The following is a 24124-nucleotide window of genomic DNA, read 5'->3' as shown; positions in this document are numbered from 1 at the left end:
TGCCGTATTCCAAAGCAATCTTTCGATCACTTAAAAAATACTTCGATACAATCACAACCCTGATTCACTTACTGACGCCCATCTCTAGACGCGTTCAGATGAATCTCTTTACTACTTCTTCCTGATTGTTAAAGAACGACAGCCGATACTTTACGTACCGCTCTGACTGGCTCAATCGCCAATGCGTAATACCCGGTTTGTGTTCAAACCGGACACTAGGCATTAAGGATTGGTGGAGGATGACGGGATCGAACCGACGACCCCCTGCTTGCAAAGCAGGTGCTCTCCCAGCTGAGCTAATCCCCCAGTCACATTCTCAAGGGATCTGCCCGTCCACAGACAGTGGTGGGTCTGGATGGATTCGAACCATCGACCCCCGCCTTATCAAGACGGTGCTCTAACCGACTGAGCTACAGACCCCTGAGTCTGTCTTTTCTACAGCCGACAAGTGTGAGCGCTTAACACGCAGTGAGCAGAAAGCTCTGGAAAGGAGGTGATCCAGCCGCACCTTCCGATACGGCTACCTTGTTACGACTTCACCCCAGTCATGAATCCTGCCGTGGTGACCGTCCTCCTTGCGGTTAGACTAGCCACTTCTGGCAAAACCCACTCCCATGGTGTGACGGGCGGTGTGTACAAGACCCGGGAACGTATTCACCGCGGCATGCTGATCCGCGATTACTAGCGATTCCAGCTTCACGCAGTCGAGTTGCAGACTGCGATCCGGACTACGATCGGTTTTCTGGGATTGGCTCCACCTCGCGGCTTGGCAACCCTCTGTTCCGACCATTGTATGACGTGTGAAGCCCTACCCATAAGGGCCATGAGGACTTGACGTCATCCCCACCTTCCTCCGGTTTGTCACCGGCAGTCTCCCCGGAGTGCTCTTGCGTAGCAACTGGGGACAAGGGTTGCGCTCGTTGCGGGACTTAACCCAACATCTCACGACACGAGCTGACGACAGCCATGCAGCACCTGTGTGATGGCTCCCTTTCGGGCACATCCACCTCTCGGCAGACTTCCATCCATGTCAAGGGTAGGTAAGGTTTTTCGCGTTGCATCGAATTAATCCACATCATCCACCGCTTGTGCGGGTCCCCGTCAATTCCTTTGAGTTTTAATCTTGCGACCGTACTCCCCAGGCGGTCAACTTCACGCGTTAGCTACGTTACCAAGCCAATGAAGGCCCGACAACCAGTTGACATCGTTTAGGGCGTGGACTACCAGGGTATCTAATCCTGTTTGCTCCCCACGCTTTCGTGCATGAGCGTCAGTATTGGCCCAGGGGGCTGCCTTCGCCATCGGTATTCCTCCACATCTCTACGCATTTCACTGCTACACGTGGAATTCTACCCCCCTCTGCCATACTCCAGCGATGCAGTCACCAATGCAGTTCCCAGGTTAAGCCCGGGGATTTCACATCGGTCTTACATCACCGCCTGCGCACGCTTTACGCCCAGTAATTCCGATTAACGCTCGCACCCTACGTATTACCGCGGCTGCTGGCACGTAGTTAGCCGGTGCTTATTCTTCCGGTACCGTCATCCCCCCCCGGTATTATCGAAGAGGATTTCTTCCCGGACAAAAGTGCTTTACAACCCGAAGGCCTTCTTCACACACGCGGCATTGCTGGATCAGGGTTGCCCCCATTGTCCAAAATTCCCCACTGCTGCCTCCCGTAGGAGTCTGGGCCGTGTCTCAGTCCCAGTGTGGCTGGTCGTCCTCTCAGACCAGCTACAGATCGTCGGCTTGGTAGGCCTTTACCCCACCAACTACCTAATCTGCCATCGGCCGCCCCTTGAGCGCGAGGTCCGAAGATCCCCCGCTTTCCTCCTCAGAGCGTATGCGGTATTAATCCGGCTTTCGCCGGGCTATCCCCCACTCCAGGACACGTTCCGATGTATTACTCACCCGTTCGCCACTCGCCGCCAGGATTGCTCCCGCGCTGCCGTTCGACTTGCATGTGTAAGGCATGCCGCCAGCGTTCAATCTGAGCCAGGATCAAACTCTTCAGTTCAAACCTGTTACTGTTTTCTGTCCCTCTCGGAACAGGTCGCTCACTCAAAGCTGACAGGTTCTGAATAAATTCAAAAACCTGACTTACTTTAGTGTGAGACTCTTGATACTTGTGCTTTCCGACAGACTCCGAAGAATCCACCGGCCCGCCCACCGCATCAAGCGCCCACACCTGTCGGCTGTAAATTTTTAAAGATCGTTCGCAAAAACGCCGCTAAAACTCATCAACTGCCGGCTTCTTCCTGCGTCGCTGCGTCTGCAGCAGAGAAACGAGATTATGGAGACTGCCGGGTGATCTGTCAACAGGTTTTTTACTTCGCTTAACCTGCCGCCAACCTGCCCACCACCCGGAAGACCCCGGCGCCACAAGGCTTTCGCCCCAGGCTTCCCGTCTCCCCGCGCTCTCGTCGAAAGCGCGAAAGACCGAGATTCTAGTGACCCGGTCCCCTTCTTGCAAGCAGTTTTTTCGAGGCCCCGGGCGGAGCCCCGAGAAGCACTGATCCGGCAGCGCCAGATCGACCCTGATCACACGTGACGCGACATCACGCGTTCGACGATCCGCAAATAATGATTCAGATCCGGCGTCGGTTTGCCAGCCGCCTTCGCGAGGTCGTCCCAGCGGCGCAGACGCACCGCGTCCTCCGCGAACGGGCGCTTCGCAAACTCGCGCGCCTGTTCTTCGCTGTAAATGCCGCCCTGCAGTTCCAGGCTACGAACCGAATCTGCCGACAGGCAGCCGAAATAGCCCTCGTCGGTCGCACAGAGATAACGCTTCGCATCCACGTGCAGCTTGATTGGCTCGAGCACGCTATCCGGCAGCACCGCGCGCAGAAACGGCAGTGCGTAGTACTGGTGGAGGTCGTCGATACCGCGCTCGGTCGGCGTCTCGCCCTGGCGATTGAGAAGGTGACCGAGGTCGTGGAGGAACGCCGCCGCCACCAGTTCCTCGCTCGCGCCCTCCTCCTCGGCCAGCGCGCCACTTTGCAGCGCGTGCTCCAGTTGCGTGACCGGCTCCCCGCTGTACGCGAGCGCGCCGTAGCCGTCGAACAATCCCTTGATATCCGCCAGACTCAATGCCATCCCACTTGCTCCCAGTTCCATAGCGGCAGCCCACACGCTCCCGCTTTCCGCCTCTACCATTGCAGCTCGCGCCGCCTCGAATCCTCAGTCCGCCCGGCGTCGCGGCACCCGCGCCGCGATCACCAGCAACGCCGCCAGCGACACGATCAGGAGGATCAGCGATAGCGCCGACGCCGGCAGGTAATAGCCACGCTCCACCGCGCCCACCACGACGATCGGCACCGTGGCAAAGCCCGGCGGATACACCGTGAGCGTCGCGCCCAGCTCGCCCAGCGACAGCGCAAAGCCAAGCGCGAGACTCGCGCGGATCGCCGGCACGAGTTGAGGCAGCACGACACGGCGCAGCACCATCGACGGCGGCGCACCGAGGCTGGCCGCAGCCTCGCGCAGAATGGTCAGTTCGGGCCGCAACGCGGCCGACGCACAGCGATAACAGAACGGCAGCACGAGCGCGAGCTGCACCAGCACGACGATCGCGGCAGACCCCGAGAGATCGAGCGGCGCCTTATGGTAGGCAATCAGCACCGCGAGGCCGAGCACGACGCTCGGTATGCCGTTAGGCACCATCGCCAGCGTATCGACCACCACGCCAAGGCCGCGCCGGTCGCGCCCCTCGAGCACCAGCGCGAGCCACAGTCCCAGTACGGTGCCGAGCACCGCCACGCCGAAACCCACCTCGAAACTCGTGAGGAGTGCGTCAAAGTCATCCGAACCGAGACGCTCGAACCAGCGCATGCTGAAGCCATCGGGAAGGATCGTGCCGGACCAGTGCGATGCGACGCTCGACAGCGCCACGACAATCACCGGCAGCACGAACAGCCAGAAACACAGCAGCGCGGCGAAGCCCGCCAGCGCGACGCCCGCCATGCGCGCAGCGAGATTGCGCTCGGCCGCCTTCGCGCGGGGATGCAGCGGCGGCAGCGCCATGCGATCGGGATTAGCGGCCATGACGCGCGCCTCCTTGGGAACGGCGGTTCACGCGCCGGTACAACGTATAGAGCGAAAGCGACATGGCGAGCATCACGACCGCGCCGGCGGCGGCAGTCGGCAGATCGAGGTCGACCGTCGCCGAGCTGTAAATCGCCACCGGCAGCGTGACGAGGTGCGCGCTGCCGAGCACGAGCAAAATGCCGAACTCGTTGAACGTCAGCAGGAAGCACAGGATCGTGCCCGCCGCGATGCCCGGCCACGCAAGCGGCAGGATCACGCGCGCGGCGACCATCCACGTGTTCGCGCCGAGACTGCGCGCGGCTTCGATCAGCCGCATGTCGAGCAGCGCGAACGCGGCGAGCGTGGGACGCACCACGAATGGCGCGTAGAACACGACTTCCGCGAGGATCACGCCGCCCATGCCGAACAGGAAGTCGAGCGGCGGCGCCTGCAGATGGAAGAGGCGCTGCAGCCCGATGCTCACCGAACCCTGCGAGCCGTAGAGAAAGATCAGCGTAAAGGCGACGAGAAACGAGGGAAACGCCACGAACAGTTCGAGGAAGCGCGTCACGAGGCGCGCCCCCGGAAACGGCTTGAAGAACAGCATCGCGGCAAGCGCGACGCCGAGCACCGAGGCGAGGCCCGCGCTCACGCAGAGGATCCAGAGCGTCGTGCCGATCACGCCGCGCGAATCGGGATTGCCGAAGAACGTCGCGTAGGCGCCGAAGCTCAAGCCGTGCGCACCGGTGAGGCTCAGCAGCACGAGACGCACGAGCGGATAGACGACGATCGGCCCGAGCACGAACACGAGCAAAAACGCGATGTGCCACTGCGCGCGGCGCTCGCGGCGGCGCACGGCGGCCGCGTGCGCGTCGGCGCCCGCCAGCGGGAGCGCGGAATCAGGGGTTGATAAGGACGACATCTTCCGCCTCGTAACGCAGGGATACGCGCATGCCTTTCTCCGGCGTCATGCCGTGGCCGCGCTGCAGGGTGACGAACACCGGCTCGTTCGGCATGGCGTCGAGCAGCACCGGCACCGAGAGCACCGAGCCGTACCATTCGACCGATTCGACCGTGCCGTGCAGCGAGCCCTCGCCGAGCGGCACGATGCGCAGGCTCTCCGGCCGCAGGCAAGCGAGCCTGTCGCGCACGTCGTGGCGCGCGTCGCCCACCGGGAACACGACGTTCGGCGGCAACAGGTTCGCCGCGCCAAGATAGCGCGCCACATAGGCGTCGTTCGGCGTGTCGTAGAGTTCCTGCGGCGTGCCGAGCTGCGCGATACGACCGTCGCGCATGAGCAAGGTGCGATCGGAGAGCACGAGCGCATCGTCCTGATCGTGCGTCACGCAGACAATCGTGAGATCGGGCAGGCGCTCGTGCAGCGCCTTGAGCTCGGAGCGCACCGAATGGCGCAGATTGGCGTCGAGCGCGGAGAGCGGCTCGTCGAGCAGCAGCACGTCCGGCTCGATCACGAGCGCGCGCGCGAGCGCCACGCGCTGCTGCATGCCCCCGGAAAGCTGCGCGGGCATGATGTGGCCCGCGTCGCCGAGCTGCACGAGTTTGAGCGCGTCGGCCACGCGCCGCGCGATATCGCGCGACGGCACGCCGCGTGCCTTGAGCCCGAACGCGACGTTCTCGAACACCGAAAGGTGCGGGAACAGCGCGTAGCTCTGAAAGAGGAGACCCAGATTGCGCCGATGCGGCGGCACATGGGTCAGGTCGCGGCCCGCTACGTGGAGCGAGCCGGCGAGTTCATCGGCCTCGATGAACCCGGCGATGAAACGCAGCAGCGTGGTCTTGCCACAACCGCTGCGGCCGAGCACGGTCAACAGCTCGCCGCGCCGGATCGTGAGCGACAGATCGTCGAGGACAGTGCGGGTGCCGAAACGGACGCTCAGACGGTCGATCTGGACGCCCGCGGTTTCCGTTGCGCCTGCGGTTTCCGTTGCGCCCGTGATGCCGGACTGGTCCGGCAGGGCGCGGGCCATGCCGGCCGGCGAGAGGCTTGCAGTATTCACCGGGTTCATCTCCTTCGCTTATTACCGACTACCAACCACGCTTACTGCGGCTTGACGACTTCGAGCTGCTTGCCCGACGAGCCGATCACTTCGTTCTTCCAGCGCGTGGCCCAGTCGCCCTTCTTCGCCATCACCTGATTCCAGTCCACCGGAATCAGCTTGACGCCCGCAATCGCCTGCTTGACCGCCTCGCCGTTCTTGCCCGTGAGCGCAACGTCCGTGCGGCCGGGGATGCCGAAGATGTCCGGCACCTTCGACTGCACCTGCGTCGACATCAGGTAGTCGATCAGCTTCTTGCCTTCGGCCTGGTTCGGGCCGTTCTTGATCAGGCCGATCGCGTACGGGAGCTGGAACGTCGTGGGATGACCGCCGGCGTCGGCCGCGAGGAAGATCGGCTTGAGCGAAAGACCGCCGTTGGCCGCGTCGTCGAGATCCATCTGCAGGTCGCCGTTGGCCACCGCGATTTCGTTGCGCGAGAGCAGCACGTCGAGGTAGCCCGTGCCCTTCGTGTGGAATTTCGCGCTCTGCTCGAGCTTCTTCAGATAGTCGAACGCCTTGTCTTCGCCCATCAGCGAAGTCGTCAGGATGATGACGGCCATGCCGTCGCCCGCCGTCGCCGGGTTCGAGTACGCGACCTTGCCCGAGTAGTCCGGTTGCAGGAGGTCGGCAAAGGTCTTCGGCTGGTTCTTCACGACGTCCGGGTTGATCGCGAACGAGAAGTAGTTGTTCACGAACGTGGCCCACGAACCGTCCGCCGACTTCGCCATCGCCGGCACGTTCTTGTAGTTCACGCTCTGGTACGGCTGCAGCAGACCGTTTTGCTGCGCCTGCTGGATGAACGGCGGCAGCGTGACGAGAACGTCGGCCTTCGGCGAATCCTTCTCGACGGTGGCGCGGTTCACGACTTCGCCGCTGCCCGCCGTCACGATGTTGACCTTGACGCCTTCCTGCTTCTCGAAAGCCGGCAGCACATCACGATAGAGATTTTCGAGACCGTCGGCCGTGTAGAGCACGACTGCGTTGGCCGCGTGCGCGCTCAGCGCGAAGCCTTCCAGCATCAGCGCGGCAGCCAGCGTCGGCAGCAGTTTGCGTGCGAAACCCGCGCGATGGGAATTCCTGTGGTTCATGTCGCTCTCCGAAGGCAAAAACCGGGGTTGCTCGGGGATACCCGATGCGTGTGTGATCGAACGTCGGCGGACTCTGCCGCCTGCCTTGCCCCGGCCGGCGCCGCCACGAATTGCCACTTGTTTGCAATCCGCCCGGCCCGGCCCGAAAACCGCGGCCTGCACACGGCGCCGGCTGTGGCCCGCCTGACGTGCAAGCCCATCTGAATGGGCATCGAGAGAATCTCAAATTTCCGTGACACTGCCGTGACGAATGTGGCAATCGACAAAAAATTCCACAAATTGCCAATTTTCGATTTGAGCGAAATTGCAGCGTGGCGCGGCACCTTGGTGGCGTCTTCGCGGTGCAATCGGCAGATCGGAATGGCGGAGAAAAGCCGCCTAGGGAACCCGGCGCAAATCGTCGCGCCGGCCGGCTTTCGCCTCAGACTGAGGCGACGATCAGTTCGGGCCCGCGCGCCGCGATCGCGAGCACGACCGACTTCTCCGGCGCGCCCTCGGTAATGACGTAGCGCACCCGTTCGAAGCCGTTGATCCGCACCGGCGTCACGCGCCCGAACTTCGACTGGTCGGCCACGACGATCGCGCAGCCCGTGGCCATGAGCATGCGGCTGCGCACCTCGGCGACCATGCGCGAGTAATCGGTCAGCCAGCCGTCGACGGTGATGCCGCCCGCGCCGACGAACGCATAGTCGGCGTGATACTGGTCGAGCTGCTGCACGGTGTCGAGGCCGAATGTGGCCTCTTCGTGATCGGACAGCTCGCCGCCCAGCAAGGTCACGCGGTTTTCGTTGCGGCGGCCGAGCAGCAGCGCAATGCGCCAGTCATTGGTGTAGACGGTCAGCCGATGGCGGTCGGTGAGCGCGCGCGCCACGGCGTGCGTCGTGCTGCCCGAGTCGATGATGACCGAGGCGCCGTCGGGCACGAACGCGGCCGCACGCTCGCCGATCATGCGCTTCGCGTTGGCGTTGGCCGCCTCGCGCACGTCGATATCGGGCTCGCGCCGGCCGCTCGAAAGCGCACCGCCGTGGGTCGTGACGAGCAGCCCGCGCTCAGCGAGCGTATTCAGATCGCGCCGGATGGTCTCGCGCGAGACACGCAGCTCGCGCACGAGCTCGGACACCGAAAGCGCGCCATTCCTGTTGACTTGCGAAAGGATGTATTGGTGACGTTGTTCTGCAAGCATCTCGATGTGCGGCGCATGGCGCGCGTGGATTCGGAAAGGCCGCTGTATTGTATTACGTAGGGGGCGCACGGCATGCCCTTGCCTGCAGCCCACGCCTGGCGAGACGCGAAGCAGCAGCAATCCGCCCCCGGCGAAATCGCACTGCCGCCCGACACGCAACCCTGCTACTCTCGCCCTGTGCCCCATGTCCTGCCCCGCGGGCGGCACGGCTTTCATCGACAACGGCATCGATGCGTTCGAAACTCCGACAACTCCGACTCCTCTTTTGTGCGCTGCGTTACGGCGTCAGGCTGCTCTGGCTCGCGGCGCCCGAACATCACAAGCTGCACTGGTTCCTCACGCTGGCTTCGCGCCTGCGCGACGACGCCCGTTTCGCCTCCAGCCTGCACGGGGTGCTGCCTCAACTCGCGCCGCTCGCGGCCACGTTCGCGCAAACGATGGCGGCACGTCCCGAGCTCGCCGCGACGACCCTGCACGACGCCATCGAAGCGCTCGAGCGCCTCGATGAGCCGCTCGCGCCAGAGGGCCTCGACGCGGCGCTCCATGCCGCACTCGGCAAGCCACCGAAGACCGTGTTCTCGTGGATCGCCCCCACGCCGGTCCATCACGGCTGGTGCGAGCAAACGCACGTCGCGCGGCTGGCGCTGCCCATCAACGGCCATCAGAGGGTGACGCTGCGCGTGCTGCGCACCGACCACATCGAAGCCGTCGACGACGAAGCCGCGCTGCTCTGCGGCGCCGCGCGCTGGCTGGAGCGTTTCTCGCACGCCGCGCGCGAGCTGCGGCTACGCGAGCTGGCGCTGGTGCTGCGCGAGGATCTGCAGCGCCGCTTCGATCTGCGCGCGCAGGCCGCGAACCTGAGCCAGGCCGGCCATCATCTCGCCGACAACCCGCGCATTGCCGTGCCCGACGTGATCTGGGATCTGTGCACGCCGCACACGCTTGCCGTCCAGCATATCGACACGGTCGGCGCCACCGATCTGGCCGGGCTCGCCGAGCATGGCATCAACGTGACGCGGGTTGCGACCAACCTGATCGAAGTCGTCACGCAACAGGCGTTCGAGCACGGCTTCTTCCACGCGGCCATCGACGCACGGCATGTCTCGGTCAGCGTCGAAGAGCCGACACGCGGACGTCTGGTGCTCGCCGGTCCGGCGATGATGACGAGCCTGTCCTCACCCGAACGCGAATTCTTCGTACACGGCGCGACGGCGCTGTTCCAGCAGGACTACGGGCAGCTTGCCCAGTTGCATCATGCCGCCGGCCATGTGCCCGCGCACGCGCGCACCGAGCAGATCGAAGCCGAGCTGCGCACGCGCAGCGAAGCGCATTTCGCGGACGCTGCCGACACTCGCAGCGCCGGCGCGCTCTTCCACCAACTGCTGCACGCCGTGCAGCCGTTCGGCGGCGAGGTGTCGCCGCGGCTCGTGGCGGCGCAACGCGCATTCAGCCAGGCGGAGGATCTCGCGCGGACGATTCACCCCGGCGTCGACGCATGGGGTATCGCGCAAAGCACGCTCGCCGGCCTGGCGCAGCGCGATCTCGACCATCGCGGCTGGATCCGGCGGCTCTCGCAGGAGCTGCCTCATCTGGCGCAGATCGCGCCGCGCGTGCCGCAAATGCTCTTTCATTTCCTGCAGCACCACGCGGGGCCGCGGCACGGCCATCCCGCGGCGGCGAGCGCGCCGCACGCCGATCTCGCCGAAGCGCTGCGCCGCGAATACCGGCGTACGCGCACCCTGCTTGCCGCCTGCGCGCTGTGCGGCGCGGCCGTCGGCTTGGCGGCGGTCTGGCTGGGGCACTGAAGCGGGCGGCCGCCCGGCAGCCTGGGGTTGGGCGTGGGGCATTGCAGTCCTGAACAAGACGCGTCGCGGCGGCCGGGCGATACTGCCGGCCTTTCGGATCCCCCGCGCATGCGCGCTCCCCTGCAACCGACACCGATGCTCGCCGCCCTCGCTCCCGCCCTGTTCGTTATCCTCTGGTCGACGGGTTTCGTCGTTGCCCGCGCCATCGCCCCCTACGCCGACCCCAACCTGTTTCTGCTCGCGCGTTTCGCGGGGACGGCCGCGTTGTTCGCGGGCGTCGCGCTGATCGCGCGCGCGCCGTGGCCGCGCGGACGCCAGCTCGGCAAACACCTGTTCGCCGGCGCGCTGCTGCAGGGGATCTATCTCGGCGCAGGCTACTGGGCCGTCGCGCAAGGTTTGAGCGCAGGCGTCATGGCCCTGCTCGGCGCGCTCCAGCCGTTGCTCACGGCCGCCTTCGCCGCGCGGCTCTTCGGCGAGCGACTCGCGCCGCGCCGCTGGGCCGGCATGGCGCTCGGGCTCGCGGGTGTGGTGCTCGTGCTGCTGCCGAAGCTGCAGGCGGCCGCGCACGGCGCATCCGCGCCGGGCCACGCGCTCCCGGGACACGTGAACCCGCTGCTCGTGGTGATCGTCGCGGTGGCGGCAGTCGGCTCGATCACAGCGGGCACGCTCTATCAGAAGACCTCGCTCGCCGAGGCCGATATTCGCAGCGCGAGCGCCGTGCAGAACGCGGGCGCGGCGATCGTTGCCGCGCTGCTCGCGCTGGCGCTGGGGGAAACGCGCTGGGTCGCCTCGGCGACGCTCTGGTTTTCGCTCGCCTGGGGTATCGCCATGCTGTCGGGAGCGGGCGTGACACTGCTGGTGCGGATGGTCCGCCGCGGCGACGCGGCGCGCGCCACGGCCCTGCTCTTTCTCGCGCCGCCGCTCGCGGCGCTCGAAAGCTGGCTGCTCTTCCGCGAAACGCTCACACCGCTGCAGATCGCGGGCTTCGGCGTGGCGCTCGTGGGCGTGCTGATCGCGCGGCGCGATCAGACCGGCGATGCGCCCGCTCGCGCAATGCGCAAGGCGTCGCGCGCCTGAACCATGACGGCACGCGGCGCGCCGTCCCGTGCCCGGGTACGTCCCCGGTTTCGTCCGCCGTTCTGCCCTTAATCGGCCGTATCGCCACCTGCGGGCACCTTCGCGCGCGCCTTGCTGCCGGGAGCGGGCGCCCAGGCGGGACGCGTCTTGCGCTCCGAATCGATGACGACGACGAAGCGCCCCGCCCAGGGCGTGGCCTCGCGATCCGGATGCAGCACCCAGAGCGACTTGCCCGACGCGACGAGCGCTTCATACTCGGCGTCGATGATGCCGTAGTGATCGAAGAACATATTCAGCGACGCCGGAATCCGCACGCAGCCCTTCGAATGGCGAATGCCGAGCAGCGGCTCGAGCCGGTCGGGATCCGTGGCATGCATCTGGAAGCGCATCTGCGAGTAGCCGCCCTTGCCCCAGCCGCGTTCGCCGTTTACCCAGCCGAAGTCGTAGATGCGCATGTCGCGCTTGCCATAGCCGCGTATGCCGTTGTCGTTCATCGTGCCTTCGGCGCGGAAGTCCATATTGCCCGGGGTGTGCTCGAAGACACCGAGCGGCGTGAGGAAGTGATCGAACTCGCCGGGCCGTCCCGTCGCAACGGGCGAGGCGCCGATCATCTGCCAGCGTTCGCCGGGCGTCGCGCGAAAGTAGATGAAAAGCGCCTGGACGTTCGCGGAACGATCCACGAGGACGACGAATTCGCCCGCCAGCTCGCCGAGGTTCGCCGCTTCGAGCGCCGTCTGGAGACGTTCGCCGTAGGCGTGCTGGTCCGCGAGCGGCACGCTCAGGCGGCGCGTGACTGCGCGTGCGAATACCGCGCGCATTTGCAGCGCACGGTGCATTTCCTCGGCGGCCTGCTCGGGCGTGAGCGTGGGATGTTCGGGCAACGTGAACCCTGCAGGCGCCGAGGCTCCAGTGGGTGCTGAAGCGGCAGCGGCAGAAGCGGCGGCGGCCGATGTCGCGCTGCCAGAGGCCGGTGCGGCGCCCGACGCGGACGAAGCACCCGGCGCGGGTATCGCCGCGGAAGCAGGCACAGCCGACGAAACCGGCGCCGACGCGGCACGGGATCCAGCGCTCGATACGGCTCGCGGCGCCGTCCCGGCCGAAGCAGGCGCGACTTGCACGGCCCCCGATGCCACGTGCGCCGCAGCCGCCGACGCGGCGTCGGCCGACCACGCGGGACTCACCGCCCAGCACGCGCTGGCGCAGAGCGCGAGACGCAACGCCGGCGGCAACGAGCGGCCGGCACGCCGCAAGGAAAAACAGGAGGCGCCGCCCCGTATGCCGGCCTTTACGCGCACGCCAGGCCGGCGCGAAATCTTGTTGTTCATCGTTCGAGTACGGCCCGAGTGATTACGGCCTGATTATGCGTTCGGTGTGAAGGGAAGCGGCGTAATACCAGACGTTCGGAAACCGGAACAGGAAAGCGCCGACCCTCGCAGCGCTGGCGAGGCGGCGTACGCGAGAACTCGCGCCATGCGAAACAAAGGGAACGTTACGGCTGGGCGGACTCGCCCTCGAACGGATCGGCGCTCACCTGCAGCGCAACGCCCGCGAGATGCCGGCCCTGCAACTGGCGCGCGACCGCCTCGGCAACGTAGGGCACATCGGCGTGCAATTCAAGGTCGGCGTGCGCGTTGGGCGTACCGACGTCGTACACCGTCACGTCTTTCGCATAGTGACCGAGTTCACGCGTGAAAAAGTCGCGGACTTCCTGCTCGCTGCAGGACGCGGGAACATTCCAGACCGTGAGATGCGGCATGGCCAGGCTAGCGCGGATAGCGCGCGCGATCCGCACGCACGCGGACGGGTTGCAGGCTTGCACGCGAACGTGCGCGAGTCCACACCACCTGGCCGAGCAGCGCCGCGACAGAAAGCAGCAACAGGGTGGACGCGATCATTTCACAACTCCTTCTTTTTTGACTAATCTCAGCATAGTCTCAATTCGAGACTCCTGCGCTGCGGCATATTGCCGTTGAGATGAAACCCGCTTTACCGTTTCGCCAATCGAACGCAACCGGCAGGCCCACCGGTATGGGAGCGCTCACTGACCGTCGTCGCTGGCTGCCGTGAGGTCTGCCGAAGTGCTCGCACCGCAGGCCATGCGAGTGAGGCGCTCATATTCGCTCACCCAGTTACCGAGGATGGCGTTCTGGGCATCGGCCAGCGACATCTGGCCCGCACACACGCAGCGCTTCAACCGGACCGTCAACAGCGCCTTGCGGCGCTCCCCGCCATGCCCGCCCCACGGCAGCAGGTCGTAGTTCTCGACCGCATCCGGCGATCCGCCGAGCACGATGGGCACGCGCCGGTCGAGCGCATAATCGGCGCCTTCGTCGGCCTCGATGCCACGCTGCGCGAGCAGCCTGTCCTTCAACGCCATCGACTCGTCGAACGGCGGCGCGACGGTATCGGCATAGCCCGGACGGCAGATCGTTTCGCCAACCGATTGCTGGGTCACGCGCGAATCCAGCAACTGCGCGTCCTGCGCCGCGGCGGCCAGATGGTGCATGCCGCCGGCAACGGTGAGCAGCAACAGCACAATGTGCCGCACGCGCGCGCGACGGGTCGGAACCACAGCCATGCTGCGCGCGATGCGGCGTCTTTCTGCCTTTTCTGCGTTCATGGGTAGGCGCACCATAAGATGCGGAATGGATTGTCTACCGGGATTATTAAAACATATTCGAAATTCTTCGTGGCGAATGCCGCTCAATTCCGCCACCGGGCGCAGCAGCGCCTCATAACGCGTCACATAAACGACATGTGAGTCAAACCCCGGTTTCTACATGACAATTTTATTTCGCAATGCAAATCGTTAGCGCCTGGGCAAGGAAATAGCCCGGACGGCGACGCAGCAGCCCACGCGAGCTCGCGCAAAGCCGGCCGTATGGCCAATGGCAGCGAGAAAACCGATAGAGCATAATGAGCCGCCAGCCGGCGCCCGCCCGGGCGCAGCTCGCTCATTCGAAGAAACGAGGAATTCCCATGTCTATCACCATGTATCAAGCCTCGGTGCCCGTCCTGATCCGCGGCCTCACCAGTCTGCAAACCATCATCGGCAAGGCGCAGGCGCACGCGGCCGAAAAGCAGATCGACCCGTCGGTGCTGACCGCCGCACGGCTCTTCCCCGACATGCTGCCGCTCACGCGCCAGATCCATATCGCCACCGATACGGCCAAGGGCTGCGCCGCGCGTCTTGCGGACGTGGAGGCGCCGAAGTTCGAGGACGTCGAGGTGACGTTCGACGAACTGCATTCGCGCATCCAGAAGACCATCGACTATCTGAACATGTTCAAGCCCGAACAGATCGACGGTTCGGAAGGCCGCAGCATCACGCTCAAGATGCGCAGCGGTCCGATCGAGTTCAGCGGTGTGAATTATCTGCTGGCCTTCGTGCTGCCCAACTTCTACTTCCACGTCACGACGGCTTACGACATCCTGCGCCACAACGGCGTCGAACTCGGCAAGCTCGACTACCTCGGGCGCCCGTAAGAAGGTAAGCGGCGGGTAAAGCGACGCGGGCCGCTTCGCAGCGGCCCGCACCCTCGCACCGAAGCCACCGGAGCATCAGGACGGCGGTGTCTCGCGCCGCCCCTCAATCGAGAGACAGGCGCACCGCAAAGGCCACCAGCGCCGAAGAAAACGCCCACTTCTGCACGGTCTGCGCAACCGGATGCTTGCGCAACCATACGGCAATGCGCGCGGCGCCCAGCACGTAGAGCATGTCGAAAAGCGCGCAGACGATAACGAGCAGAATGCCCAGTTGCAACACCTGCAGCCACACCGACCCCGCCTGCGGCCGGATGAACTGCGGCAGCAGCACGGAGCAGAACAGCAACGCCTTGGGATTGAGCAGGTTCGTCAGCAGGCCCTTGACGAAGTCCGCGCGGCGCGAACGTGCCACGGCCGTCTGAGTGCCCGCCTCCGGCAGCGCGAAGACCGGCGCCCGGAAGATTTGCAGCGCCACCCACCCCAGATAGACCGCACCGACATAGCGCACCCCGTCGTAAAGCCACGGCGCATTGTGCAGCAGCGCCGCTAGGCCGCAGGCCGAGAGCGTAACGTGCGTCGCGCGCGCAATGCCGAGGCCGCAAGCCGCCGCGAAGCCGCTCCTCGCGCCGCGGCTCATGCTGGTCTGCATCACGAGCGCCATGTCCGCGCCGGGCAAGGCGCTAACGATGATCAGGGCGACGACGAACATGAGCAGCAGGTGGGCGGAAATCATGATGACCTCGTTGGATGGAGGCTCTATGTTGCCGCCAACGAAGGAGCGATTTCTGGCGATTTTCTTGCGCCTCCTCGCCACGTTTGGAGCAATGCACTAAAATTTCCCCATCCATCAAGGAAATCCCCTCCCGCCTCATGAGCGACATCGACAAACTGGACAGGGCGATCCTGCGCGCGCTGCAAACGGACGCGCGCATCTCGAATGCGCGGCTCGCCGAAACGGTCGGGCTGAGCGAGACGCCGTGCGCCCGCCGCCTCAAGCGGCTCGAGCAGGACGGCTATATCGAACGCTACCGCACGGTGCTGTCGCGCCGCGCACTCGGGTTCGGCGTGGTGGCGTTCGTGTACGTGCGCTTCGCCCAGCACGACCGCACGCTCGCGGATCGCTTCGAGCGCGAAGTCTGCGCGATTGAGCGTATCCTCTCCTGCCATAACGTATCGGGCACCGCGGATTACATCCTGCAGATCGTCGCGCGCGACCTGGACGACTACGGCACCTTCATGCGCGACCAGTTGCGCGGCCTGCCGGGCGTGACCGCGGTGGAGTCGGCGCTGTCGCTGCGCGAGGTGAAAGCCGACAACGGCCTCCCCCTGCCGTGAGCACCTCCCGTCTCCACGCTGCCCATTTCACCCCTCTCACACCGGAGCTTTCGATGACCCCAGAACAGGCGCGAGCCGAAGAATCCCAGGCCATGGAGCGCGTGCTGACCGCTACGCAGCGCGTCCAGTCGGCGTTCACTTCGTTACAGTCGCAGTTTCCGCCGGCCGGCGACGGCCGCCCCTCCCAGTTTGCCCTGACGACGTTCGACGCCGCCCTGCAGGAGCTGGAAGACGCCCAAGCCGCCTTCGACGAATTGCTCAACGATCTACTGGACGGCGAGCGCTGAGCGGTCGAAGCGCTCGCGCGCGAAGGCCGCGATCCGCTCGCAGGCCTCGAAGAGCCGAGGTTCGTCGACCACGAAGCCAAGACGGACATAGCCGTTGGCCGTCTCTCCGAACGCGCTCGCATCGAGCACCGAGACCTTCTGCGCGTTGAACAACTGCCAAGTGAATTCGTGCGTATCGAGCCCCGTGCCGCGCACGTCGATCATCATGAACATGCCCGCCTCCGGCAGCAGGCAACGCAGGCCGGGCACACCGCTCAGCCGCTCGTAGACGATATCGCGCCGGCGCCGGTATAGCTCGCGCATGTCGGCGACGATCGGTGCGCGGTGCTCCAGCGCGGTCAACGCCGCCTCCTGAATAAAACCTGGCAGTCCGTAAAACATGCAAAGCGCGAGCCGGCTGAAATGGCCGACCAGCGTTTCCGGCGCAATCGCCCAGCCGAGCCGCCAGCCCGCCATCGCATGCGATTTCGAGAGGCTGCCCAGCGTGACGGTACGCTCCGCCATACCGTCCAGCGTGGCGATGCTCACGTGCTCGCGCTCGAAGGTGAGGTCGGCGTAGACCTCGTCGGAAACGACCCAGAGATCGTGCGCCTTCGCGATCTGCGCGATACGTTCGAGGTCCTCGCGCGGCATCACCACACTGGTCGGATTGCAGGGCGTCGCGAAGAAGATCGCGCGCGTGCGCGGCGTCACCGCGGCGGCAAGCGCGTCGCAGTCGAGATGAAAACCGTGCGCCGGATCCACGGGCACCGGCACGAGCGTCGCGCCCGAAGCGCGTATCGCGGCCTCGTAGGTCAGATACATCGGCTCGGGCACGAGCACCTCGTCGCCGGCTTCGCACAGGCACAGCGACGTGGCGAACAGGCCGTTCTGCGCGCCCGCGCAGAGCATGACGTGCTCCTTGCCGACCGGGCGCCCGCTGCTGTTCGCGTGCTCGCGCGCAATGGCCTCGCGCAGCGGCTCGCGGCCCATGATCGTGGTGTAGTGGGTGTCGCCTGCGCGCAGCGCGGCCACCGCGCGTTCCACGATCGCCTCCGGCGTGCCGAAGTCGGGGTCCCCCACGCTCAGCACGATCACGTCCTCGCCACGCGCCGCCGCCTGCTGGGCGGCATGATGGATCTCCCACGCCGTCGTTCGCCTGCCCTGCAGGCGCTCGACCAGATTCGAATACTTCATCGCGCTCGGCTCCTTGAGTCGTTCTCGTTCGCTCGCGCGCGGCAAACCCGGGCCGCGGCGCCGCTCATGCGGAACTGGTTCGGATCGTTGTCCGGACTGGCATTGTGCCCCGGACCCTCCAGGACGGCAAAGCGGGACCGCAGCGCATTGGTGCTAACCCGCAAACCGTTCGATAATCGCACACGCATGTGCGTTCAACGCGCGTAGACGGGCGCGCAGCGATTGCCGTAGCGTGCCATGCGGCCTATGCTCGCTTCACCCAACGCCCCACCCCGGCACGACGCCGGGGCACTGCCACAAGACCCGGCCGCGCACCGCGTTCGCGCCAGCCTCAGGAGACACGATGACCCCCGCCTTTGACACCCCCGATGCGACAGCTTCGCGCCGCTCCCCATCCCGCGCGCGGCGCGCGGCCATCGGCAGCTTCGTGGGCGCCGTCGTCGACTGGTACGACTTCCTGCTCTACGGCATCGTCGCCGCGCTCGTCTTCAACTCGGCCTTTTTCCCCAAGGTAAGTCCGACGATGGGCACGCTCGCCGCATTCGCGACGTTCGGCGTGGGTTTCCTGTTCCGTCCGCTCGGCGGCGTCGTCTTCGGCCACTATGGCGACCGGCTCGGCCGCAAGCGCATGCTCGTGCTGACCGTCATGATGATGGGTCTCTCGACGGTCGCGATCGGCTTTTTGCCGACCTTCGCCACGATCGGCTGGTGGGCGCCCGTGCTGCTCGTCGTCCTGCGCGCGCTGCAGGGTTTCGCCGTGGGCGGCGAATGGGGCGGCGCGGCGCTCATGGCCGTGGAATCGGCGCCGCAGCACAAAAAGGCGTTCTATAGCAGCGGCGTTCAGGTGGGCTACGGCGTGGGTCTCGTGCTCGCCACCGGCATCGTCTGGGTGCTCAATCACACGTTCGGCGAAGCGGCGTTCAAGGCCTGGGCCTGGCGCGTGCCGTTCGTGCTCAGCATCGTGCTCGTGCTGATCGGCCTGTGGGTGCGCCGGAGCATGGACGAGTCGCAGGAGTTCGTCGAGAAGGTCGAGCATGCCCATCACAAGGTTCGCATGCCCGTGATCGAGGCGCTCACGCAGCATCCGAAGGCCTTCCTGCTGATCGTCGCGCTGCGCCTCGCCGAACTGTTCACGATGTACATCGTCACCGCCTTCGCGCTCAGCTACTCGACGACGAACCTCGGCATGTCGCGCGACGTGTTCCTCAGCATCGGCCTCATGGTCGGCGCGATCAGCTGCGCGACGATCCCGTTCTTCGCCGTGCTCGCCGACCGCTTCGGCCTGCGCCGCATCTACATGATCGGCGCCGTGGTCGGCCTCGCCTCGGCCATCCCGTTCTTCCTCGCGCTCGAAGCCCGGTCCGTCGCATGGATCGTCATCTTCTCCATACTGCTCGCCAATCTCGCGCACGACATGGTGGTGAGCGTGCAGCAGCCGCTTTTCACCGAACTGTTCGGCACGGAGTATCGCTACAGCGGCGCCGGCGTCGGCTACCAGTTCGCGAGCGTGGTGGGCGGCGGCTTCACGCCGTTCATCGCGGTCGCGCTCGTGGGGGTGGCCGGCGGCTCCTGGCACCTCGTCGCCGGCTACCTCGCCGCCGGCTGCCTGATCTCGCTCGTCGTCGCCGCCCGCATGCGCGCCGCCTGACGCCCCGCCCCGCCGCGTTGCGTTGCGGCGCGAAGAACGCCCCGAGCCCGCGCGCAAGCGCCGGGCCCGGGGCGTTCGCGCTTGCGTCTCCTTGTGCCGGCTTGCACCCGTTCCGGCTCGCTTGATAGACTGCACGCAAACCTCCCGCCGCCCTCCGGCACCCACCGCATGACCGAAAATGCTCTCCATGTCTGATACGCGATCCGGCGGCAATCCTGGTGGCAATCCCGGCGACAATCCTCTAGGCATTCGCGGTCTCGAGTTCGTGGAGTTCGCCTCGCCGGATCCCGCGGCGCTGGCGCAGTTGTTCATCCGCCTCGGCTTTCGCGCCGTGGCCCGGCACCGGTCGAAGGCCGTCACGCTGTACCGGCAGGGCGACATCAATTTCCTCGTCAACGCGCAGCCCGATTCGTTCGCGAGCCGTTTCGCCGACGTAAACGGCGTGGGCGTCGTGGCCATCGGCATGCGCGTCGAGCACGCCCAGCAAGCCTGCCACCAGGCAATACGCTGGGGCGCCTGGCGCTTCGACAACGAAACGATCGGGCCGCAGGAGTTGCGCATTCCCGCCATCCAGGGCATCGGCCATTCGCTGATCTATTTCGTCGAGCGCTGGCGCGGCAAGCCGGGCGGAGACGAGTCGGTATTCGACGTCGACTTCGTGCCGCAGGACGGCATCGACAACGTGCAGGCCGTCGTCGCAGGCACCGGTCTGGAGACGGTCGATCACCTCACCCAGGTCGTGAGCCGCGGCACGCTCGCCGAGTGGACGGACTTCTATCGCACGGTGCTGCACTTCTCCGATACGCCCGAAACGAACGCGAACTGGCATGTTTCGGAAGCCTCGGGCGTGATGGTGTCGCCGGGCAACCTGATCCGCATTCCGGTGTACGAGGAAGGCGCGCCGCGTACGGCGCTGATGCACCGCTACCTGCACGAGCACGCGACGGATGGCGTGCAGCACGTGGCGCTCTCGACGAAAGACATCTTTTCGGCAGTCGATCGGCTGCGCGAGGCCGGCCTCGAACTGGTCGAGCCGCCCGCTCCGTATTACGACCAGCTCGACGCACGCCTGCCCGGGCATGGACTCGACATCGACGCGCTGAGAAGCCGGCATATCCTCGTCGATGGCGACACCACGGGCCCCGGCGCGCCGCGCCTCTTCCTGCAGACCTTCGTGCGCCGCGGGCTGGGCGAGATGGCGCTGGAGATCGTCGAGCGGCGCGGCGACGAAGGCTTTGGCGCGGGCAATCTCGCGGCGCTCGAACAGGCTCGCCTCGCCCTGGGGGCAACGCGGCCGTCGGGCGGACAGTAAGCCAGTAATTGCGCCGGCCAACCGGCCGGCATGAAACCAGACAGGACCGAGTGCATGGATCGCCCGCCGCTTGCGAGGCGCGACTGGATCGCGGGGCTGGAAAAGGGTCTCGCGATCCTCGAAGCCTTCGACAGCGAACACGCCCGCATGACGCCCTCCGAGGCGGCCGCCCGCACCGGCCTCACGCGCACGGCGGCGCGCCGCTATCTGCTTACGCTGCAACATCTGGGCTATGTTGCCGGCGACGGCAAGCAGTTCGGCCTCACGCCGCGCGTGCTGCGCGTGGGTTGGTCGTACTTCGATTCCGCGCGCCTGCCGAGGCTCGTGCAGCCGTATCTGCAGCAACTGAGCGCCCGCATCAACGAGTCCGTGTACGTGAGCGTGCTCGACGCGTGGGAGCTTGTCTTCATTGCCCGCAACAGCGCCTCCCGCGTGATGACGACCGGGTTCGTGCTGGGCGCGCGCGTGCCGGTGCCGCTCACCTCCCCGGGCATGGTGCTGCTCGCGCACCACCCCGACCAGGAGGCCGTGCGCCGCTGGCTCGGCACCGTCGATCTGCATCCGTTCACGCCGCACACGCTGACCGCGCGCACGCCGCTCCTCGAAGCGATCCGGATCGCACGCGCCAGCGGTTACGCACTCGTCGAACAGCAGTTGCAGTCCGGCGTGCGCGGCATCGCCGTACCGGTCAAGAATCGCCACGGCGAGGTCGTGGCCGCATTGAGCACCAACATGCCGATCGGCCGGGAGTCGGCGGAGAAGGCCGTGCAGCGCGTGCTCGTGCCGCTGCAGGAAACGGCGCTGGCGCTGATGAATATCGTCTAACAGGAGCAAGGCTTATGGGAAGCATCGACGCGGTTGTGGCGGCGGCTGTCGCCTTCGTGGCCAGCCATTTCCTTCTGTCTCATCCCCTGCGCAAACCGTTGGCCGGCGCAATCGGCGAAGCGGGATTTCAGGGGGTCTACTCGCTGGTCGCCTTCGCGACCTTCGGCTGGCTGATCGCCGCCTACCTCAAGGCGCCGCTCACCGAGCCCCTGTGGCAGGCCGGCGACGCCCTCTGGGCGCTGGTGTCCCTCGTCATGCTGATCGCGTCGATCCTGCTGATGGGCTCGCTGATCCGCAATCCCGCGCTGGCCACGGGCGGGCGGCCCGCGCCGTTCCCCGAAACGGCGCGCGGCGTGTACGCGATCACGCGCCACCCGATGATGTGGTCGTTCGCGCTCTGGGGGCTCTGCCATATCGCCGTGTTCCCGGTGACGAAAAGCATCGTGCTGGCCGCGGCCATGATCGTCCTCGCGCTCGTGGGCGCCGCCTTGCAGGACCACAAGAAGGAGCGGCTCGAGCCCGAACGCTGGCCTGCCTGGGAAGCGAAAACGAGCTACGTGCCGTTTGCGGCAATCATTGCGGGTCGCGCGCGGCTGGGCGGGTTCGGCCTGCATGCGCTGCTTGGGGGCCTCGTCGTCTGGCTGGTCGCCACCTGGGCTCATATCCCGCTGACCGGCTGGCACGCGGGCATCTGGCGGTGGATCTAGCGGTCGGCCGAAACGAAAAAAAAGCCGCTCCGAAGAGCGGCCCTCGCCAACGGACAGGCGGGCACGCAGCCCGCCGGCCCGTTCAGTCGTCCAGCAAGGACAGATCGCGCACCGCGCCCTTGTCCGCCGACATGACCAGCTTCGCGTAAGCCTTGAGCGCAGCCGACACCTTGCGCGGACGCGGCTTCGCAGGCTTCCACCCGAGCGCGTTCTGCGCTTCGCGGCGGCGCGCCAGTTCTTCGTCGGACACCAGCACATCGATCGTGCGGTTGGGGATGTCGATGCGGATCCGGTCGCCGTCGCGCACGAGGCCGATAGCGCCGCCGGCCGCCGCCTCCGGCGAGCAGTGTCCGATCGAAAGGCCCGAGGTGCCGCCCGAGAAGCGCCCGTCGGTCAGCAGCGCGCATGCCTTGCCGAGGCCCTTCGACTTGATGTAGCTCGTGGGGTACAGCATTTCCTGCATGCCGGGGCCGCCCTTCGGACCTTCGTAGCGCACGATCACGACGTCGCCGGCCTTGACCTTGTCGTTGAGGATGTTCTCCACGGCTTCGTCCTGCGATTCGGTCACGTGAGCCGTGCCCTCGAACACGAGCAGGCTGTCGTCCACGCCGGCGGTCTTCACCACGCAACCATTGCGCGCGATGTTGCCCGTCAGCACGGCGAGGCCGCCTTCCTTCGAGAACGCGTGCTCATACGAGCGGATGCAGCCCTCGGCGCGGTCGAGATCGAGGCTCGGCCAGCGCGAGTCCTGGCTGAACGCCACCTGCGTGGGAATGCCGGCCGGCCCGGCCAGGTAGAAGTTTTTCACGGCGTCGTCGCGGGTATGGACGATGTCCCACTGCTGCAAGGCGTCCTTGAGCGTGGGGGCGTGCACCGTCGGCACGTCGGTATGCAGCTTGCCGGCGCGGTCGAGCTCGCCGAGGATGGCCATGATGCCGCCCGCGCGATGCACGTCTTCGATGTGGTACTTGTTCGTGTTGGGCGCCACCTTGCACAACTGCGGCACGACGCGCGAGAGACGGTCGATGTCGGCCATCGTGAAGTCGATGCCCGCCTCCTGTGCCACGGCCAGCAGGTGCAGGATCGTATTGGTGGAGCCGCCCATGGCGATGTCCAGCGTCATGGCGTTCTCGAACGCCTTGACACCCACCGAGCGCGGCAGGACGCGCTCGTCGTCCTGTTCGTAATGCTGGCGCGTAAGCTCGACGATACGGCGGCCGGCGCGCTTGAAGAGCTGCTCGCGGTCCGCATGCGTGGCCACCACCGTGCCGTTGCCGGGCAGCGAGAGACCGAGCGCCTCGGTCAGGCAGTTCATCGAGTTGGCCGTGAACATACCCGAGCACGAGCCGCAGGTCGGGCAGGCCGAGCGCTCCACTTCCGCCACTTCGGCATCGGAATACTTCGTGTCGGCGGCGATCACCATGGCGTCGATGAGGTCGAGCTTCTTGATCTCGATGGCCTTCGTGGCGGGATTCGCCAGGCGCGTCTTGCCGGCTTCCATCGGACCGCCGGAAACGAAAATCACCGGGATGTTCAGGCGCATCGCGGCCATCAGCATGCCGGGAGTGATCTTGTCGCAGTTCGAGATGCACACCATGGCGTCGGCGCAGTGCGCGTTGACCATGTACTCCACCGAGTCCGCAATGATGTCGCGGCTCGGCAGCGAGTACAGCATGCCGTCGTGGCCCATGGCGATGCCGTCGTCGACGGCGATCGTGTTGAATTCCTTGGCCACGCCGCCCGCGGCCTCGATCTCGCGCGCGACGAGCTGGCCCAGGTCCTTCAGGTGCACGTGGCCCGGCACGAACTGGGTGAACGAGTTGACCACCGCGATGATCGGCTTGGCGAAATCGTCGTCTTTCATGCCGGTGGCGCGCCACAGGGAGCGCGCACCCGCCATGTTGCGGCCGGCGGTGGAGGTTTTGGAACGGTATGTGGGCATCGTGGGTGCTGTAGAAAGGTCGCAGGAAATGGCGGGCCACGGGATTGAAGGCCCTCGCGCGCCCGTGCGTACAACCTCTTGAGTCGCGCCCTGGGCAGACCGGGAATTATTGCACAGGCCCGAGCGGGGCGCGGTCGCGCGCCTTCGCCACGCACAACGCGGCGCCGACG

Annotated in this window: 22 protein-coding genes, 2 tRNA genes and 1 rRNA gene; 9 read left to right on the top strand and 16 right to left on the bottom strand. The window is 65.9% G+C overall.

Translation table 11 applies throughout. From position 1 onward, the window contains the following. Positions 1–230 precede the first annotated feature (230 nt). The 9 genes from WJ542_RS26125 to WJ542_RS26085 form a co-directional block, all read right to left on the bottom strand. Positions 231–306: transfer RNA gene (locus WJ542_RS26125), tRNA-Ala, on the bottom strand. A 37-nt stretch (positions 307–343) separates the two neighbouring features. Continuing rightward, a tRNA-Ile gene (locus tag WJ542_RS26120) sits at positions 344–420 on the bottom strand. Positions 421–486: 66 nt separating this feature from the next. Further along, positions 487–2017: ribosomal RNA gene (locus WJ542_RS26115) — 16S ribosomal RNA — on the bottom strand. Positions 2018–2541: 524 nt separating this feature from the next. Then, positions 2542–3096 carry a phosphonate degradation HD-domain oxygenase gene (locus tag WJ542_RS26110; RefSeq protein ID WP_411192356.1) on the bottom strand — a complete coding sequence of 185 codons (555 nt, stop codon included), beginning with the start codon at positions 3094–3096 and terminating at the stop codon, positions 2542–2544. 84 nt (positions 3097–3180) lie between these two features. Then, complete coding sequence (gene phnV / locus WJ542_RS26105) at positions 3181–3963, bottom strand: 2-aminoethylphosphonate ABC transport system, membrane component PhnV (RefSeq protein WP_411192547.1); 783 nt, start codon at positions 3961–3963, stop codon at positions 3181–3183. A gap of 70 nt (positions 3964–4033) precedes the next feature. Continuing rightward, on the bottom strand, positions 4034–4948 hold the full coding sequence (locus tag WJ542_RS26100) for a 2-aminoethylphosphonate ABC transporter permease subunit (RefSeq protein WP_411192355.1): 915 nt from the start codon (positions 4946–4948) through the stop codon (positions 4034–4036). Beyond that, a complete protein-coding gene (phnT, locus tag WJ542_RS26095; protein ID WP_411192354.1) occupies positions 4926–6044 on the bottom strand; it encodes a 2-aminoethylphosphonate ABC transport system ATP-binding subunit PhnT in 1119 nt (372 codons plus the stop codon). The genes WJ542_RS26100 and phnT overlap by 23 nt, the downstream gene beginning before the upstream one ends. Before the next feature lie 41 nt (positions 6045–6085). Next, positions 6086–7171, bottom strand: coding sequence for a 2-aminoethylphosphonate ABC transporter substrate-binding protein (gene phnS / locus WJ542_RS26090; RefSeq protein WP_411192353.1), 1086 nt, complete (start codon positions 7169–7171; stop codon positions 6086–6088). A 421-nt stretch (positions 7172–7592) separates the two neighbouring features. Further along, positions 7593–8354: a DeoR/GlpR family DNA-binding transcription regulator gene (locus WJ542_RS26085; protein ID WP_411192352.1), complete on the bottom strand. Its 762-nt coding sequence runs from the start codon at positions 8352–8354 to the stop codon at positions 7593–7595. A 230-nt stretch (positions 8355–8584) separates the two neighbouring features. Between WJ542_RS26085 and WJ542_RS26080 the strand changes: the two genes are divergently transcribed. Together WJ542_RS26080 and WJ542_RS26075 are read left to right on the top strand one after the other, a co-directional pair. Continuing rightward, positions 8585–10159 (top strand): ABC1 kinase family protein, encoded by a 1575-nt coding sequence (locus tag WJ542_RS26080; protein WP_411192351.1) that lies wholly within the window; start codon positions 8585–8587, stop codon positions 10157–10159. Positions 10160–10294: 135 nt separating this feature from the next. Beyond that, positions 10295–11236, top strand: a complete 942-nt coding sequence (locus WJ542_RS26075; RefSeq protein WP_411192546.1) for a DMT family transporter — start codon at positions 10295–10297, stop codon at positions 11234–11236. A 68-nt stretch (positions 11237–11304) separates the two neighbouring features. Here WJ542_RS26075 and WJ542_RS26070 read toward each other — a convergent pair whose 3' ends face one another. The 4 genes from WJ542_RS26070 to WJ542_RS26055 form a co-directional block, all read right to left on the bottom strand. Next, positions 11305–12561, bottom strand: a complete 1257-nt coding sequence (locus tag WJ542_RS26070; RefSeq protein WP_411192350.1) for a L,D-transpeptidase — start codon at positions 12559–12561, stop codon at positions 11305–11307. 164 nt (positions 12562–12725) lie between these two features. Continuing rightward, positions 12726–12992, bottom strand: coding sequence for an RNA-binding protein (locus WJ542_RS26065; RefSeq protein WP_411192349.1), 267 nt, complete (start codon positions 12990–12992; stop codon positions 12726–12728). Positions 12993–12999: 7 nt separating this feature from the next. Next, positions 13000–13131 carry a hypothetical protein gene (locus WJ542_RS26060; RefSeq protein ID WP_411192348.1) on the bottom strand — a complete coding sequence of 44 codons (132 nt, stop codon included), beginning with the start codon at positions 13129–13131 and terminating at the stop codon, positions 13000–13002. 143 nt (positions 13132–13274) lie between these two features. Then, positions 13275–13982: a hypothetical protein gene (locus WJ542_RS26055; protein WP_411192347.1), complete on the bottom strand. Its 708-nt coding sequence runs from the start codon at positions 13980–13982 to the stop codon at positions 13275–13277. Positions 13983–14215: 233 nt separating this feature from the next. On the opposite strand from WJ542_RS26055, the gene WJ542_RS26050 reads away from it, so the two are divergent. Beyond that, entirely contained in the window at positions 14216–14722 is a 507-nt protein-coding gene (locus WJ542_RS26050) for a DUF1993 domain-containing protein (protein ID WP_411192346.1), read from the top strand. Positions 14723–14825: 103 nt separating this feature from the next. Here WJ542_RS26050 and WJ542_RS26045 read toward each other — a convergent pair whose 3' ends face one another. After that, complete coding sequence (locus WJ542_RS26045; protein WP_411192345.1) at positions 14826–15455, bottom strand: LysE family translocator; 630 nt, start codon at positions 15453–15455, stop codon at positions 14826–14828. Between the two features lie 137 nt (positions 15456–15592). Between WJ542_RS26045 and WJ542_RS26040 the strand changes: the two genes are divergently transcribed. Beyond that, complete coding sequence (locus WJ542_RS26040) at positions 15593–16057, top strand: Lrp/AsnC family transcriptional regulator (protein WP_027797543.1); 465 nt, start codon at positions 15593–15595, stop codon at positions 16055–16057. Positions 16058–16110: 53 nt separating this feature from the next. Continuing rightward, positions 16111–16344: a hypothetical protein gene (locus tag WJ542_RS26035; RefSeq protein ID WP_411192344.1), complete on the top strand. Its 234-nt coding sequence runs from the start codon at positions 16111–16113 to the stop codon at positions 16342–16344. Here WJ542_RS26035 and WJ542_RS26030 read toward each other — a convergent pair. After that, a complete protein-coding gene (locus tag WJ542_RS26030) occupies positions 16324–17520 on the bottom strand; it encodes a pyridoxal phosphate-dependent aminotransferase (protein WP_411192343.1) in 1197 nt (398 codons plus the stop codon). The two genes, WJ542_RS26035 and WJ542_RS26030, sit on opposite strands and share 21 nt — an antisense overlap. A 343-nt stretch (positions 17521–17863) precedes the next feature. Between WJ542_RS26030 and shiA the strand changes: the two genes are divergently transcribed. The 4 genes from shiA to WJ542_RS26010 all read left to right on the top strand — a co-directional run bounded on the left by shiA (position 17864) and on the right by WJ542_RS26010 (position 22012). Next, positions 17864–19168, top strand: coding sequence for a shikimate transporter (gene shiA / locus WJ542_RS26025; protein WP_411192342.1), 1305 nt, complete (start codon positions 17864–17866; stop codon positions 19166–19168). 187 nt (positions 19169–19355) lie between these two features. Further along, positions 19356–20480: a 4-hydroxyphenylpyruvate dioxygenase family protein gene (locus tag WJ542_RS26020; protein ID WP_411192341.1), complete on the top strand. Its 1125-nt coding sequence runs from the start codon at positions 19356–19358 to the stop codon at positions 20478–20480. A 54-nt stretch (positions 20481–20534) separates the two neighbouring features. Continuing rightward, positions 20535–21305: an IclR family transcriptional regulator domain-containing protein gene (locus WJ542_RS26015; RefSeq protein WP_411192340.1), complete on the top strand. Its 771-nt coding sequence runs from the start codon at positions 20535–20537 to the stop codon at positions 21303–21305. 14 nt (positions 21306–21319) lie between these two features. Next, positions 21320–22012, top strand: coding sequence for an NnrU family protein (locus tag WJ542_RS26010; RefSeq protein WP_411192339.1), 693 nt, complete (start codon positions 21320–21322; stop codon positions 22010–22012). Between the two features lie 82 nt (positions 22013–22094). Here WJ542_RS26010 and ilvD read toward each other — a convergent pair whose 3' ends face one another. Continuing rightward, positions 22095–23954 carry a dihydroxy-acid dehydratase gene (gene ilvD / locus WJ542_RS26005; RefSeq protein WP_411192338.1) on the bottom strand — a complete coding sequence of 620 codons (1860 nt, stop codon included), beginning with the start codon at positions 23952–23954 and terminating at the stop codon, positions 22095–22097. Between the last annotated feature and the right edge of the window lie 170 nt (positions 23955–24124).

Source organism: Paraburkholderia yinzeri (assembly GCF_046581065.1).
Lineage (GTDB): Bacteria > Pseudomonadota > Gammaproteobacteria > Burkholderiales > Burkholderiaceae > Paraburkholderia.
This window is presented reverse-complemented; position numbering and strand designations above follow the sequence as displayed.